Source organism: Mesorhizobium sp. PAMC28654, assembly GCF_020616515.1.
GTDB lineage: Bacteria > Pseudomonadota > Alphaproteobacteria > Rhizobiales > Rhizobiaceae > Mesorhizobium.
Window position 1 is genome coordinate 5,731,256 of sequence record NZ_CP085135.1, and the last position, 14,449, is coordinate 5,745,704.

Genomic DNA, 14,449 nt, shown 5'->3' on the forward strand with positions numbered 1-14,449 from the left:
TTCGGTAAAGTGGAGAGCGGGTTGCTCATTCGGCGGCGTTTCGCTCGAACTGCATCGGGCTGATGTAGTCGAGCGCGGAATGCCGCCGGATGGGATTGTAGAAGCCGTCGATATATCGGGCAATGGCGGCTTGGGCATCGGCGCGGGTAAGGAAAGAGGTGCGCCAGATCAGTTCAGTTTTCAGCGTCTTGAAGAATGTTTCGACCATGGCGTTATCAAAGCAATTGCCCTTGCCTGACATTGAGATGATGACGCCGGCGGCACGCAATTCGGCTTGGTAGTCGATAGAACAATATTGGCTGCCGCGGTCGGAGTGGTGAATGAGGCCGGGTTCCGGCTGCCGCATGACGAACGCCTTGTTGAGCGCTGCCAGAGCCAGGCTGCGGTGTAGCCGGTTGCCAGCAGCCCAGCCAACGACCTTGCGGGCAAACAGATCGATGACGACAGCAAGGTACAACCAGCCCTCCCGCGTCCAGATGTAGGAGATGTCGGCACCCCATTTCTGGTTGGGACCAGTGGCGGCAAAATCCTGGTCGATGACATTGGGGGCAACCGGAAAGGCGTGTTCGCTGTCCGTCGTGCGCTTGAACCGCCGCTTCTGTCTTGCCTGGAGGCCATTCTCCCGCATCAGACGCGCCGTTCGTCGCCGGCCAATGGCAAAGCCATTGTCTTGCAGTTCCCGCGTCATGCGCGGGCTACCATAGGTTCCGTTCGACAGCGCGAACGACGATCGCACATGCGCCAGCATTATCATGTCGTCGCGCTGCCGGCGGCACGCCGGCCGGCGCCCCCAGGCAAAGTAGCCGCTCGGGCTGACACCCAGCGTCGCGCACAAACGGTCCACAGGGAAATCCTTCTTCGCCTGGTCGATGAGCGCGAACCTCACCGACTTCCCTCCTTGACGAAAAAAGCCGTCGCCCGTTTCAAGATATCCCGCTCCTGCCGAAGGATTTCATTCTCCCGCCGCAGCCGTTTCAATTCAGCGGCGACATCAGCATCAGGCGGACGCCCAGGATCGCCCATCTCACGATCCAGCTGCCGACCCATCCATCGCGTCAGCGTCGAGAAACCAACACCAAGATCCTCCGCGATCTGCCGCTTCGTCCGACCGCTCGTTCGCACAAGGCCAACCGCCTCCGCCTTGAACGCATCCGTAAACTGTCTCTGTTTCGTCATCGAGGTCGCCTTTCATCAGAAGGAAACTCTCCACTTTTTCGGGGCAAGTCCACGCCGAGCACATCTACGACGTGATCTACTGCGCCCGCGGCCAGGCCGAAAACCTGATCAAGATGCACAAGAGCCAGCTCGCCTCCGACCGCACCTCCTGCCGCTCACCGATTGCCAACCAGGTCCGTCTCGTCCTGCACACCGCCGCATACTGGTTGATGCTCACCCTGCGCGAGGCGGTGCCCACGACCCATCATCTGCGCAACGCCGAGTTCGCTACGCTGCGGCTCAGGCTGCTCAAGCTCGGCGCCCGCGTCATCGAAACCGTCTCTCGCATCCGCCTGGCCTTCGCCGCCGCCTGTCCCGAGGCAAGTCTGTTCCGGGCGATCGCCAGCAATCTGCTACCGGAAGGACCATGACCGCCGGGGCAGCAGGCCCCGCCGAACCACACAACTTCCACCCTCCAGCGCGTTCACAAGTCCAGACACAGCCGCGGTGAAAAAGACGCCGAGCAGCCACCTGTCCGACGCTCAGCGGAAAACAAACCCAGATGCGTCATGAATAAGACGGGCTAGGTCGGGGACGAGTGGAGCTAAATCGTAGGACGGTGAAAGGAGAAGCGATTCCGCGGGTACGATATCTTCCAACGTGACCACGGTCTTTTCGGCGGCCTGCCCGAGCATTAGGAAGAGTGCGGTCCTTCCGTCGATGCTCATTGGAAGGTTTTCCGGATAGCGTTAAAGATATTGAGGTAGGTCTCTTCGTTGCCATTGGCCGGCAAATGGATTTGCAGATTGTAGTGAAATTCCGTGCGGAGGCCTCTTGGCTTATTTCGTTCACCATCGGGCTGCTCTTGCGTGTCGAAGCTATTCGTATCGGGTTTGATATTAGTTTCGCTGTCGCCGGCTTCGGCCTCGAAGTCGGCGAGCTTGGTCAACGCAGAGAAAGTTGCGGAAATCCGGCTAGTGGCGTCGGCATCAACGCCGGCCACTGGACTTGCTTCGGTAAAGTGGAGAGCGGGTTGCTCATTCGGCGGCGTTTCGCTCGAACTGCATCGGGCTGATGTAGTCGAGCGCGGAATGCCGCCGGATGGGATTGTAGAAGCCGTCGATATATCGGGCAATGGCGGCTTGGGCATCGGCGCGGGTAAGGAAAGAGGTGCGCCAGATCAGTTCAGTTTTCAGCGTCTTGAAGAATGTTTCGACCATGGCGTTATCAAAGCAATTGCCCTTGCCTGACATTGAGATGATGACGCCGGCGGCACGCAATTCGGCTTGGTAGTCGATAGAACAATATTGGCTGCCGCGGTCGGAGTGGTGAATGAGGCCGGGTTCCGGCTGCCGCATGACGAACGCCTTGTTGAGCGCTGCCAGAGCCAGGCTGCGGTGTAGCCGGTTGCCAGCAGCCCAGCCAACGACCTTGCGGGCAAACAGATCGATGACGACAGCAAGGTACAACCAGCCCTCCCGCGTCCAGATGTAGGAGATGTCGGCACCCCATTTCTGGTTGGGACCAGTGGCGGCAAAATCCTGGTCGATGACATTGGGGGCAACCGGAAAGGCGTGTTCGCTGTCCGTCGTGCGCTTGAACCGCCGCTTCTGTCTTGCCTGGAGGCCATTCTCCCGCATCAGACGCGCCGTTCGTCGCCGGCCAATGGCAAAGCCATTGTCTTGCAGTTCCCGCGTCATGCGCGGGCTACCATAGGTTCCGTTCGACAGCGCGAACGACGATCGCACATGCGCCAGCATTATCATGTCGTCGCGCTGCCGGCGGCACGCCGGCCGGCGCCCCCAGGCAAAGTAGCCGCTCGGGCTGACACCCAGCGTCGCGCACAAACGGTCCACAGGGAAATCCTTCTTCGCCTGGTCGATGAGCGCGAACCTCACCGACTTCCCTCCTTGACGAAAAAAGCCGTCGCCCGTTTCAAGATATCCCGCTCCTGCCGAAGGATTTCATTCTCCCGCCGCAGCCGTTTCAATTCAGCGGCGACATCAGCATCAGGCGGACGCCCAGGATCGCCCATCTCACGATCCAGCTGCCGACCCATCCATCGCGTCAGCGTCGAGAAACCAACACCAAGATCCTCCGCGATCTGCCGCTTCGTCCGACCGCTCGTTCGCACAAGGCCAACCGCCTCCGCCTTGAACGCATCCGTAAACTGTCTCTGTTTCGTCATCGAGGTCGCCTTTCATCAGAAGGAAACTCTCCACTTTTTCGGGGCAAGTCCACACCTGCGCTATTAGGCTCTTGAGACGTTCTGAAGGAAGTTTCTGCGCGTCTTGGTCGGCGTCAAAAAGCGGCGCGTCGGCGCGCTTCATGCCATCAGCAAGCGCACCGCCCCGATTGTGCCCTTTCAATTGCCTGTACGTTTGCGTGGGTGTGCCGGACTGGTCGAGAAACCCCATAGTCCGAAGTAGAGGAATGAGGGATCTATCGTTAGTACCCTTGAGCCCTATCGTCGTGGTAAGGAAACCATGAGTAAACTTTTCGGGTACTTTTGCTGCAGCTATCTTTTCGAAAAGCAATGGCAGGTTCTTGTTGCTTGCTAGGTACGGCAGTGAAACAGGCATATTTCCCCCCCCAATGGATTTTTTAAGAAGGCCAGCATAGAGCCTCGCGTGTCTCCCGACCATTGGATTATTGGCGGCCTTTCAGACCTATTTTCAATGATGATGCTAGTTGTTTTCGGCAGTCGGCTATTGGCTTTAAAAGTGAGCCCGTAACGGACATAAAATTTCGAGCGATCAGAATCCAATGCTGAGAATCTCATTGAGCGTGTAGATTTTCGTAGAAGTGCCGTTGATACGTCCCAATACAGCCCAAATATAGCGTGGTATCGCATTGTGGTATCGTTTGTCTAAGTCATTGAATTATAATGATCTGTCGTTGCCTCCGGGCCCACCATTATCGTTGTTTATCCAAGGTTTAGCGGCATATTTTGGTTCGGTTAGCCACGTCAATGATGGCGAACCTCCATGCGTCGCGTTGATTTCATTGATTATGGCGAGCTGCCGAGAACCGCCGAGATGCCAAGTCACCGAGGGCCAGGCTTCGGAAGACGGTCGACGCGCGACTATCTATTAGGCCCGACAGCTCCCTTCGGCGCCTTGGACATCCGGCCTTGGGTTGGAATAGAGGTTTCTGCGGATCGGTGGGCTTTCGGCTAGCTCCGTGATTGGAGATAGACTGTTGATCAGCCTAATGTGAAGTGCTCCGTAGCGGGGTGCCTCAGAGAAACGAAGTGGAGAATTTGATGCGGAACACGATGCTTGGCTTCGCGGCGCTCGCGCTCGCCGCGTGCCAATCGGCTCCTGAAGCGCCGCAACCCGCTCTCGAACCTGTGTCGAATCCTGCTGTCATTCCTCCCCAGCCTGCCTTGGATCCTGCCGCTGCTTCCCCCGGTTCGGCAATCATGGATCAATCCGTGACAATCACTCCGCCCGCAAAGAGTGTTGCAACAAAGTACGCTGCTTTTTCGGGCATATGGGCCGGACGATTGGAGGGCAAATATGAAGGTAGGCTGGCTGTTCAATCTGTTTCTTCGAACGGACAGGTGACGGTTACCTATGCGTGGGGCAACCTGGGCGATAACAATCCGGGAGAGGCCGCCGGTGCCGGGAAAATTGCGGGGACCACGTTGAAGCTTGGGCGCCTCCCGAATGGCGCGGACGTCAGCTTCAGGATGCTGCCCGACGGAACCCTTGCTGGAACCTATGCGCTTGCCGGCCAGACCTACACGGGCGCTTTCATCAGGCAATGATCAAGGAAGCACCTGGTTGATCGCGCTCCAGCGGGTTTTGATCCGCAATCGAGTTTGTACCTACTTACGACCGCCAGTTAGTCGGTAGGACATGTTGGCCAGGTAGCTTGATCAACTCCTCCGGGCCATGCGGCGCATCCGCATCGAAGAGAAAGAATCCCGGAAAAAATATGCGGCGTTCGAGATGGGAAAAATAGGATAACAGAGCTTGCCGCTTGCCCTTGATTTGGTTGCCCGCGTGATGAAAACTGCGTGGGCTTGGGGGAGCAATTGCAGAATATTGTCTTTGACCAGAAATTCATAACCGACACCTCCGCTCAGATCGCCGAAACGGCCGAGCGCGCCGTCTTCGATGCGAATGCGTGGGACGATTTTGTTGAACTGCTCGGGGGTGCGTTTCCTGGCACGTGCATCGTGTTCCAGCGTCTCGACCTGCGCCGGAACAGGGTCGACTATGACCGCGTCCTGAACATGGATCCGGATGACGAGGCCAGCTATCGGCAGTATTATTGCACCTTGAATCCATGGATTGCGCCCATGCGCTCCGTACCGTCCGGCACGGTGATGGTCAGTGAGCGTGACTGCCCCTCCGGCGGCTTCAGTCATACGGAATTCTACGACTGGCTGCATCCCGAACTGCGCGCGGGGGCGGCGATCATTCTGGAAGCGGGTGGCGAGAACCTGGCCGCGGTAGCAGTGCATTACGGTGTCGATCGCGCCGACGCCTATGACCAACCCGTGTCGCAATTGCTGCATGGCATCAGCAGGCCGCTGCTGCGATCGGCGGAAGCGGCACGCCTGTTCGAACAGGCCATGGACCGCGAGAGGTCGGCTGCCGCGATCGCTTCGCGCTCCGGCGATGTCGCGTGTGTCGTCGATGGGCAGTTGAGGGTCAAGGAGGCGAACGCGCGGGCCGAGAGCGAATTCCAGCGTCGCAAGGTGGTCTCGATGCGGGCCGGCAAGTTTTCGCTATCGGCATCCGATATCAATGGCTGGCTGGCGGATACGCTCCGCCTTTGGGCTGCGGGCGTGGAGCCGGACGCGACGACACGCGTTCTCCTTGCCGATGGTGCCTATCAGATCGGCATTACGCGCCTTCCCAGGGGAGCCGGGATGCACTCCCTGTTTTCCGGCGGTCCGCTCTTTCTCGTCATCGTGCGCAACCTGTCCGTGCCGGCCGAACCCGGAACGATGGCGGATCTGGCCACCGCCTTCGGCCTGACACTCGCTGAACGGAGGCTTTGCGAGGTGCTCTTGCTTGGCCATTCCCCGAAGGAAGCCGCCGAGATGCTGGGGATAGCGTCCGAAACGGCCAGGCACAGGCTGAAGGTGATCTTTCAAAAGACCGACACCCACAAGCAGAGCCAGTTGATCGCGCTTCTGGGTCGCCTGCTCTGATGTAGGCATAACACTCCAATCATGTTGACGCGCTCAAGGCAGGAGGCGAGGGGAGTCAGATAAGCTGTCTCCACACGCATCTCAGCCTAAATCAGAGTTGTTCAGCGTCTCGCGGAAACGCCCTATCCCTTTTGATGCAATTCCAAACGGAAAACGGTTTCACATCGGAATTGCTCCAGGACGCCCGATCACCACCAGATCATTGGAGTCTTGGTCAGCAATTCCTGACCGGTCTCGGTTATGATGAAGTTCTGCTCGAAAGCCGCCGAGCCCCCCTCCGGATCGCTAAGGAAGAACTCCGACGAAACCACCATGCCAGGCTGGTAGGGCGTATCGACCAGCTGGATTTCGGGATCGAGCGTTTCGGCCTCTTTCGCGAAAACCGGCACGGGAAACTGCCAGAAGGTTCCGGTGCCATGGCCGTAAATTGGCCATTGGCCCAGCCCCTGTTCGGAGTCAAAGAAGCCGACCTTTTGCGCCAGCTTGTCACCAGCCCTGCCAATGTCGCGGGCGGTAATGCCCGGCTTGTACATGGCTCGCACCTCTTCGACGACCATGGCACAATCCTCGATTACCCGCTTCTGTGCCGCGCTCGGCTTGTTGCCGCACACCGCCGTTCGGCCGGGTCGATCCAATAGCCGTGCATGATCGGGCCGTAGACCCAACCGCGGACAATATCGCCATGCTCGGGACGGCTTTTCGAAAAACTGTAGAACGGATCGCTCCACATCTGCGCGCGAGACGCGGGCCCATGGTTCACCGAAACGCGGTGGAAGCCACCGCCGGCCCGCATGATGATACCGGCCGCGCGCGCCGCAGCCTCGGTTTCCATCTCGCCAGCGATCAATGCTTCCATCATCGCACCAAGCGCCTTGCCGGCGACTTCACCGGCCTCGCGGTAGGCGTCAAGTTCGGCCGGCGACTTGATCAACTGCGGCCGGTACAGAAGATGGTCGCAAGGCGTCCATCGGATCTCGGGGGCGGCCGCGATCATCAACCGGTAGAAATCCACCGGCAGAGTGTCTTCACCGACGTAGCAGATGTTCTCGGTGAGGCCGAGTGCGCGGACCCGCTGCGCAACTCCGGCGGCGAGATTGTCATGCTGATGCTTCTCGCCGCAGGCAACCGTTCCGTCGGGAATGCCGGCGAGCGACTCGATCGTATGCAGTTCCGGCTCGTGGCCCGGCCGCATCAGGACGGCGGCGAACGACGACCCTACGTTCCAGCCGAAGTTCGGCTCCTGGCCCGAGGCGTGCGTGGCATAATCGGTGAGCCAGAGAACATTGCCGGCGCGATCATAACCGCCACCGCTGCGCGACCAGATGACGGCGGCTTCAAAGCCGAGCCGCTTCATCTCGGCATGGACCTTTTTCCAACGGGCTTCGTATTCGTCACGGGTGAAGCGAATCATGTCTGTTTTCTGTCCTCTGAGACGTTACATGGAAAACCGGGCTGCCCGCGGCCGTGTCCGGACGCGACGCGATCAGACGTCGGGCAAGATCGCTTTTTGGTGCGGCAAGCAGGATCGGGGTGGGTGCGTGCTCGACGATCAGACCCTGATCGAGCACGTAGATGCGGTCGGAGATGCTGCCGACGACACCCAGGTCATGGGAAATGACGAGCAGTGACACGCCTTCTTCTTCGGTGAGATCACGCAACAGTTCGATGACCACGGCCTGGACCGATACATCGAGGGCCGAGGTCGCCTCGTCGCAGATGATCAGATCCGGACCGCAGGCCAAGGCCTGGGCGATCGCGGCGCGTTGCAACTCGCCACCGGAAAGCTGCGCGGGATAGGCGTCGGCCGCCTCGGTCGGCAGACGCACACGTTCCAGCAGGTGAAGGAGGTGCGGCCGGCCGGACTGCCCGGCCCGGTCGGGATCGGAGAGCATGCGCATGGCGCGCTGCAGCGTCGCGCCGATGGTGAATTGCGGATTGAATGACACATAGGGGTTTTGCAGCACCATCTGCACCGCCCGAAGCTGATCGCGCGTTCGCCGGGAAACCCGTGGCGAAAGCGAAGTGCCGTTCAAGCGGATATCACCCGCTTCACGATCGACAAGGCCGGCGACGCAACGGCCGAGTGTGGTCTTGCCGCTTCCCGATTGGCCGAGCAGCGCAACGCGCTCGCCACGATGGATCGTCAGTGAGACGTTTTGCAGAACCCTCTGGCCACGATAGGCTACCGTCAGGTCGCGGATGTCGAGCACGGGCTGTTCGGAAGCCGTGTCACGCTTCCTCTCTCCGACCGGGGCTGGATCGGCGACGGTGGCCTCGGCATGATAGGGACAGCTCACCCAGTGCTCGGGCCCGGCCTCCTGGGATAGAGGGATCTCTACACGACAATTGTCATGGGCCTGCGGGCAGCGCGGCGAGAAAAGGCAGCCACCCCTGCGGCGGTTGGGCGGCGGCGCGCTGCCATGCATGCCGCGCGGCCGGAAGCCCGGGCGCGCCACCGCCCCGATCAATCCACGAGTGTAGGGATGCGCGGGCACTTTCAGCAGGGCCCGCGTCGGCCCTTGCTCCACCACCCGCCCAGCATAGAGCACGAGCGTGGCGCCGCAGAGTTCTTCGACAACCTCCAGGTCGTGGCTGATCACCACCACCGCGACGCCGGTGCGCGCGCGCAGGCGTCCCACTTCATCGAGAATGCGCTTCTGGGTGATCATGTCGAGGCCCGTCGTGGGTTCGTCCAGAACCAGGACCCGCGGCTCAGCGGCCATGGCGGCCGCGATGGCAAGGCGCTGCTGCTGGCCGCCCGACAATTGATGCGGATAGCGCTTCAGGAACGCGGAGTCCGAGGGCAGGTCGACGAGACCCATGGCTCTTGCAATGCTGTCGGGGCCGTAGCGTTCGGGCGCATGGATGCGCAGCATCTCGGCCACGATATCGCCCGCGCGCATCGACGGGTTGAGAGCGCTCGGGGCGTCTTGCGGCACATAGGCGATCTGCCGCCCGCGCAGCGCGGCCACCTCTTTGGGGCCGGCGGCGAGGATGTCGCGGCCTGCGATTTCGACCCGGCCACTGGCGATCCTGATACCCGGGCCGGTATGGCCGACGAGGGCCATCGCCAGCGTCGTCTTGCCGCTGCCGGATTCGCCGACGATGCCAAGGGAGCCGCCGGGGGCCAGTGCGAACCCCACGTTCTCGACAATGGGGGACCCGCTGACAAGGCCGATCGACAGATCGTGAACCGCCAAGGCCGGCCCGTGCCGGGTGTGATCCAGCGCCTTCATGCTTCATTCTCCGGCAATTCGGCACCGTGGCGACGCCCGGAGGTCTTGGGCCACGCGTCGAACATCAGGTTCACGCCAACCGTCAGCAGGGCGATCATCGCCGCGGGCGCGAGCACTGCCCAGGGCTGCAGTGCCAGCCCGTTGCGGTTCTCGGCCGCCATCAAGCCCCAGTCGGCCGTGGGCGGGCGTAGCCCCACGCCGAGAAAGCTGGCGCTCGTGATGAGCAGGATCGAGACCGTGATCCGCAGGCCCAGGTCAGCCAGCATCGTGGCGCGGATATTGGGCAGCAATTCGCGCCACATTATCGACCATGTGCTTTCACCGCGCAGGCGGGCCGCATCGACATAGCCGCTTGTAGCCACCTCGCTTGCCGCGGCGCGCACGAGGCGCGCGACCCAGGGTACCTGGCTCGCCGCCACCGCGATCACCGCCGCGGTGACGCCGCCAGCGGTCGAGGCCGCCAGGAGGAGAACCAGCAACAGCGGGGGAAAGGCCAGCAGGCAGTCGAAGAGCCAGAGAGCAGAGGCGCTCAGCGCCCGGCTGTGCAATGCCGTGAACAGTCCAACGGGCGCGCCCACGGCATAGACGAGCGCGGTGGTGGCCGTGACCAGAAGCAGGATGGTGAACCCGCCATTCATCAATCGGGTCAGCACGTCGCGGCCATAGCCGTCGAGGCCCAGTGGATGCCCCGGTGTCGGCATCATGAACGGCCGCCCGACGATTTCGGTCGAACCGCTGAAGAAAGCGGGTCCGAACAATGCAATCGCGACGACTCCCAGCACGATGCCTGTTCCGACAACGCCGCTTGGGCTCAATTCCCTTAAACGCATTCTCAGAACCTCAGAGTTCGCAGCTTGGGCGTGACCAGGATGATCAGCGTGTCGGTGAGCAGCATGACCAGCGCGTAGATCACGGTGATCGTGGCAACGAGACCAAGCACGACATTCAGGTCGCGCTGCTGGGTGGCTTCGACCGCGAGCGTCCCGATGCCTGGGAACTGGAACACGTTCTCGACTACGATGATGCCGCCCAGAAGGTAAAGCAGGGTGAGCGAGATGACCTGGATGCCCGGCGCGAGACAGTTGCGCAGCGCATATTTCCAGACGATACGGCCCTCGGGAATCCCGTTGAGCCGCGCGGTCAGAACCACGCGCCCGCCCATCGCTTCGGCCACGTTGGCGCGGATGATCCGGGCCGGATAGCCCAGATTGGTGATGACCAGTGTGAGGCATGGCAGAACCAGAACCGAGGGGTTGCTCCATGGACCTTGCGCCGCGTCGAAGAGCGCGATGGGCGGGAAGAGATGCCATTTCACGCCAAGCCAATAGGCCAGCAGCGTCCCCAGGAAGAACTCCGGCATCGACAGCAATACCAGCGAGATGACCGACAGACCGCGGTCCATGCCTCCGCCGGCCAGGGCGCCGGCAAGGGCGCCGGTCGCCACGGCGAGCGGCACCAGAAGCGCCGCCGCAATGCCCGCGAGGATCAGGCTGTTTCGCAGCCGGGGCGTGATGATTTCGGAAACAGGTCTCGGCGAGGTGAGCGCCGGTCCCAGATCGCCTTGCACCGCCCTCAGCCCCCAGCGAAGGAAGCGCTGGGCGACGGGATCGTTGAGGTTGAGACGTTCGCGCACCTCGGCCAGCCTCTCGGGACTGGCCGAGCGCCCGGAGACGAAATTGGCCGCGTCGCCGGGCAGCAGGGTTACGGCAATGAAGGTCGCCAGGCAGACCACCAAGACGAGACCCGCCCCGGAAATGGTCCGGGTCAAAAGGAACCGGCTCATCGTGTTGGCGCCAAAGGTCGGTTTCAGGCTCATCATGCGATCCATCCCGCTCTCCCTGCGATCAGTGCTTGATCCAGAGATTGCCCAGGCCGGACGGCAGGAAGCCGACTTCGGCGCCGGCCAGCCCCTCATAACCTCCGACGCGGTCGCTGAATGCCGTGACCGGGGTCTGGATGCCCCAGACGATGTATCCGCCATCGTCCCAGAGCGAGCGTTGCAAGGCCGCGAACTGGCCGTTTCGGGCCTTGGGGTCGAGTTCCGCCTCGGCCTTGGCGAAGGCCGCGTCGAAGGCTGGTTTCTTGTTCGCCGTCTCATTGGCATAAGAGGCCTGAAGCAGCCCGGTACGGGCCATTTCCTGGAAGGAAACGCCCTTCCATTCCGTGGTGCCGAATGGCACCTGGAGATAGACCGACTGGGTGTTGTAGAGGTCGGCGGGGCTGATCTGCCGGATCGAGATGTCGATCCCCGCCTTCTTGGCGCTTTCCTTGAACACCGTCGCGCACTCCAGCATGCCCACGACCGGGGCGGTCACAAGCTCTACCTCGAGCTTGCCGATACCGGCCTTGTCGAGCAGCTTGCGTGCGCCTTCCGGATCGTATTCCCGCTGCGGAATGTCGCGGGCGTAGGAGGGATGGGAAGGGCCGAAGAGGTCGTTGCCCACGGTGCCACGACCATCGAGCGCCACTTCGACACATTTCTTGCGATCGATGGCAAGGCGCAGCGCCTGGCGCACTTCGACCTTGTCGAAGGGCGACTTGTCCTGGCGCATGTAAAAGGCCGGGGCCGTGGAGCCACTGCCATAGACGACGGAATATCCGGGTGCCCCTTCAAGCTGCGCCGCGAAATAGGGCGGGACATTCACGGCCAGATCGATCTGGCCCGAGAGAAGCGCGTTGATCCGGGCATTATCGTCGTCGATCTCGATCATGTCGAGCTTGTCCAACGCCACCGGGCTTCCCCAATAGGCCTCGTTTCGGGCCAGTTCCGTGCGGACGCCGGGAACCCAGTTGACGATCTTGTAAGGCCCGGTTCCGATTGCCGTCGTTGAAAAATCGGTGGTCCCGTCCTTGATGATCGATGCGCTTGCATCCGAGACGACACGGTCGAACTCGGCATTGGGAGCGTTCAAGACGAATTCGACCGTCAGGTCGTCCACGACCCGGCTTTTCTCGAGATCGATCATCGAGAAGTTCGCGGCGGCGAAATAGCCGCGCCCGACCGCGGATTTGAACGAGTAGAGCACGTCCCTGGCAGTCAGCGGCGTGCCGTCGTGGAACTTGACCCCCGGGCGCAGCTTCACCGTCCAGACGCTGGCATCCGCGTTCGGCGTGATCGCCTGCGCCAACATAAGCTCGGGCTTGCCGCTTTCGTTGATCTTCGTCAGGCGGTCGAACACGGCCGAAATCCGTGCCAGTTCCAGAATGGTCAGCCAGGTTGTCGGGTCGAGCTTGTCCGCCGCCCCGCCGCCCACCCAGGCGGCCCTCAACGTGCCCCCGACCTGTGGCGCCTCGGCACCCACCGCCTGCGGTCCGGCGATCATCAGACCGGCGCCGAGGCAAGCCGCAAAAACGGGCATCCAGCCTCGTTTCTCCCGAAGTCGCGCGAACATGCGATCCGACATGCGGACCGTGTTTGTACTCTTCATCACATCGTGCTCCCCTGCTGCGCTTCTGCGCAATCGTTAAATTAACACTTGTTACCCTTACAATCGTTAGGTTATATGTCAAGCGTCAAAAACCAACCGGGGGGAAGATCACGTGGGACGACCGCCAGACCCGAAAAACCGCGCAGCCTTGTTGCAAAGGATCATCGACAACCTTGCGCAAACAGGATTGGGCAGCCTTTCCTTACGCTCGCTTGCGAAGGACCTGGGCGTCACACCTCCAACGCTGTTGCACCATTTCGGCTCGAAAGAGGGGATGATCAGCGAAGTGCTCAACACGCTTGAGCGCGAGCAGATGGGGCCGGTTGAAATCCTGGACCAGGACGGCGCCACGCTTGAGGATTTCGTTCTGCGCCTTTGGGAGATCCAATCGGAGGAGGCAGAGCTCGCCAGAGTGCGGCTCCAGCTGGAAGCGATCACCATCGCAGCCACCGATGTCGGGCTGCCCGGCCCGGTGCGCGCGAAAATCATGGAGGCTTGGGTCAAGTACATCGCCCGAAGTCTCGAAAGGCAGGGCTACGAGCGGAAGGAAGCCCTGGCCCATGCCTCGCTGATCCATTCGGCGATCACCGGGCTGCTGCTCGACCTGATTGCCACTGGAGACAAGGAACGGACCGGCTCGGCGGCGATCGAACTCGGCAGGCTGGCGCGATCCCTGGATCGCGGGAAGATGGCCCCGGACACGACCGGGCCGGCACACGGTCCTGCGGGGCGCCCGAAAGCCTGACACAGCCATGGACGGCATGGAACCAGGCGCATCTCCTGAAGCGCCCGTCATCCCAGCCGGCCTAACTCTTTGTCCTGAAGCAATTCCGGACGGAAAACCGTTGGACTGCCCTACCTGTCATTGCGCTTCCTCTTCAAGGTGGTGACCTCGATGACGCGGATGCCGGCGGCCCTGGCTTGCGAAACCATGTTTGCCGTGGCCCGGCCACCAAGGAAGGCGACGACCTAATCCGGCGCTCGTTCATCGATCGTTTGTTTGTGCCCTATCGGCCAGCCGGCGGGAAATTCGGCGACCGATCGCCCGCGATCAGGTGCCCGTTCGCCCGCGCGCGTCGGCGTCCTGGGCACAGCCCTGCATCGGGCGCCTCTCTTTCCAACGATCGGTTTTACTTCTCCAGGAAGCGGGTCTGCTATCATGCCAGCCGTTGCGGCAACAAGGCTGCCTGGCCGGCGCAAGCAACAGGCCGGGATTGCGCGATCCGTGCGGTCACCGCAGGCTTTTTGGATTTTCAGGAGCAAATCGGTGAGAACCAGAAAGCATGGATCATGTCTATTCCCGCGTTGCGTGTACAAGGTTGCATTCATCAGCGAATGCTTGTCCATACAGGCCGCAGTCAGCATTGCGATGACGTTGGCAACTCCTGGGTTGACAACTTTGATAAGGCAGAAGGGCGTCCATTAATTCTTAATTTTGCTGTTAATTATACATTGTGAGG

At 61.3% G+C, this 14,449-nt stretch carries 15 protein-coding genes; 5 read left to right on the top strand and 10 right to left on the bottom strand.

Translation table 11 applies throughout. The annotated features are described in order from the left end of the window. Positions 1 to 25 precede the first annotated feature (25 nt). Positions 26 to 1,176, bottom strand: a protein-coding gene (locus tag LGH82_RS28190; protein WP_413771365.1) for an IS3 family transposase whose coding sequence is annotated in 2 segments (ribosomal slippage) — positions 26 to 912 and positions 912 to 1,176 — 1,152 coding nt in all. Because the reading frame shifts where the segments join, the coding sequence is not laid out codon by codon here. A gap of 14 nt (positions 1,177 to 1,190) precedes the next feature. Here LGH82_RS28190 and LGH82_RS28195 point away from each other — a divergent pair. Next, positions 1,191 to 1,586: a transposase gene (locus LGH82_RS28195; RefSeq protein WP_264484406.1), complete on the top strand. Its 396-nt coding sequence runs from the start codon at positions 1,191 to 1,193 to the stop codon at positions 1,584 to 1,586. Between the two features lie 293 nt (positions 1,587 to 1,879). Here the strand turns inward: LGH82_RS28195 and LGH82_RS28200 are convergent, their stop codons facing one another. From LGH82_RS28200 to LGH82_RS28210, 3 genes are all read right to left on the bottom strand, one after another. Beyond that, entirely contained in the window at positions 1,880 to 2,158 is a 279-nt protein-coding gene (locus LGH82_RS28200; protein WP_227345840.1) for a hypothetical protein, read from the bottom strand. A gap of 34 nt (positions 2,159 to 2,192) precedes the next feature. Then, a protein-coding gene (locus tag LGH82_RS28205) for an IS3 family transposase (protein WP_413771415.1) occupies positions 2,193 to 3,289 on the bottom strand; the annotation gives its coding sequence in 2 pieces (ribosomal slippage) (positions 2,193 to 3,065 and positions 3,068 to 3,289; 1,095 coding nt in all). Continuing rightward, the gene (locus tag LGH82_RS28210) at positions 3,192 to 3,737 is read right to left on the bottom strand and encodes a DUF5343 domain-containing protein (protein WP_227345841.1); all 546 of its coding nucleotides are present in this window, start codon (positions 3,735 to 3,737) and stop codon (positions 3,192 to 3,194) included. Before LGH82_RS28210 ends, LGH82_RS28205 begins: the two co-directional genes overlap by 98 nt. A 683-nt stretch (positions 3,738 to 4,420) precedes the next feature. Between LGH82_RS28210 and LGH82_RS28215 the strand changes: the two genes are divergently transcribed. Both LGH82_RS28215 and LGH82_RS28220 read left to right on the top strand, forming a co-directional pair. Further along, positions 4,421 to 4,927: a hypothetical protein gene (locus LGH82_RS28215; protein WP_227345842.1), complete on the top strand. Its 507-nt coding sequence runs from the start codon at positions 4,421 to 4,423 to the stop codon at positions 4,925 to 4,927. 270 nt (positions 4,928 to 5,197) lie between these two features. After that, positions 5,198 to 6,325 carry a helix-turn-helix transcriptional regulator gene (locus LGH82_RS28220; RefSeq protein ID WP_227345843.1) on the top strand — a complete coding sequence of 376 codons (1,128 nt, stop codon included), beginning with the start codon at positions 5,198 to 5,200 and terminating at the stop codon, positions 6,323 to 6,325. A gap of 188 nt (positions 6,326 to 6,513) precedes the next feature. Here LGH82_RS28220 and LGH82_RS28225 read toward each other — a convergent pair whose 3' ends face one another. From LGH82_RS28225 to LGH82_RS28250, 6 genes are read right to left on the bottom strand one after another with little or no spacing between them, the layout of a single operon-like run. Continuing rightward, entirely contained in the window at positions 6,514 to 6,936 is a 423-nt protein-coding gene (locus tag LGH82_RS28225; protein ID WP_227345844.1) for a M24 family metallopeptidase, read from the bottom strand. Further along, the gene (locus LGH82_RS28230; protein WP_227345845.1) at positions 6,897 to 7,736 is read right to left on the bottom strand and encodes a hypothetical protein; all 840 of its coding nucleotides are present in this window, start codon (positions 7,734 to 7,736) and stop codon (positions 6,897 to 6,899) included. Before LGH82_RS28230 ends, LGH82_RS28225 begins: the two co-directional genes overlap by 40 nt. Next, positions 7,717 to 9,561, bottom strand: a complete 1,845-nt coding sequence (locus LGH82_RS28235) for an ABC transporter ATP-binding protein (protein WP_227345846.1) — start codon at positions 9,559 to 9,561, stop codon at positions 7,717 to 7,719. The genes LGH82_RS28230 and LGH82_RS28235 overlap by 20 nt, the downstream gene beginning before the upstream one ends. Then, positions 9,558 to 10,343: an ABC transporter permease gene (locus tag LGH82_RS28240; RefSeq protein WP_227345847.1), complete on the bottom strand. Its 786-nt coding sequence runs from the start codon at positions 10,341 to 10,343 to the stop codon at positions 9,558 to 9,560. Before LGH82_RS28240 ends, LGH82_RS28235 begins: the two co-directional genes overlap by 4 nt. Positions 10,344 to 10,393: 50 nt before the next feature. Next, the gene (locus LGH82_RS28245) at positions 10,394 to 11,380 is read right to left on the bottom strand and encodes an ABC transporter permease (RefSeq protein ID WP_227345848.1); all 987 of its coding nucleotides are present in this window, start codon (positions 11,378 to 11,380) and stop codon (positions 10,394 to 10,396) included. A 25-nt stretch (positions 11,381 to 11,405) separates the two neighbouring features. After that, the gene (locus LGH82_RS28250; protein WP_227345849.1) at positions 11,406 to 12,989 is read right to left on the bottom strand and encodes an ABC transporter substrate-binding protein; all 1,584 of its coding nucleotides are present in this window, start codon (positions 12,987 to 12,989) and stop codon (positions 11,406 to 11,408) included. A 112-nt stretch (positions 12,990 to 13,101) separates the two neighbouring features. Between LGH82_RS28250 and LGH82_RS28255 the strand changes: the two genes are divergently transcribed. Then, positions 13,102 to 13,734, top strand: a complete 633-nt coding sequence (locus LGH82_RS28255; RefSeq protein WP_227345850.1) for a TetR/AcrR family transcriptional regulator — start codon at positions 13,102 to 13,104, stop codon at positions 13,732 to 13,734. A gap of 176 nt (positions 13,735 to 13,910) precedes the next feature. Continuing rightward, positions 13,911 to 14,447, top strand: a complete 537-nt coding sequence (locus LGH82_RS28260) for a hypothetical protein (protein WP_227345851.1) — start codon at positions 13,911 to 13,913, stop codon at positions 14,445 to 14,447. Positions 14,448 to 14,449: the final 2 nt, after the last annotated feature.

What these genes read in the sequence shown, in the direction of transcription:
- LGH82_RS28235 (WP_227345846.1), bottom strand. Translation starts at nt 9,561, where the DNA reads ATGAAGGCGCTGGATCACACCCGGCACGGGCCGGCCTTGGCGGTTCAC.
- LGH82_RS28245 (WP_227345848.1), bottom strand. Translation starts at nt 11,380, where the DNA reads ATGATGAGCCTGAAACCGACCTTTGGCGCCAACACGATGAGCCGGTTC.
- LGH82_RS28250 (WP_227345849.1), bottom strand. Translation starts at nt 12,989, where the DNA reads ATGAAGAGTACAAACACGGTCCGCATGTCGGATCGCATGTTCGCGCGA.
- LGH82_RS28230 (WP_227345845.1), bottom strand. Translation starts at nt 7,736, where the DNA reads ATGATTCGCTTCACCCGTGACGAATACGAAGCCCGTTGGAAAAAGGTC.
- LGH82_RS28210 (WP_227345841.1), bottom strand. Translation starts at nt 3,737, where the DNA reads ATGCCTGTTTCACTGCCGTACCTAGCAAGCAACAAGAACCTGCCATTG.
- LGH82_RS28215 (WP_227345842.1), top strand. Translation starts at nt 4,421, where the DNA reads ATGCGGAACACGATGCTTGGCTTCGCGGCGCTCGCGCTCGCCGCGTGC.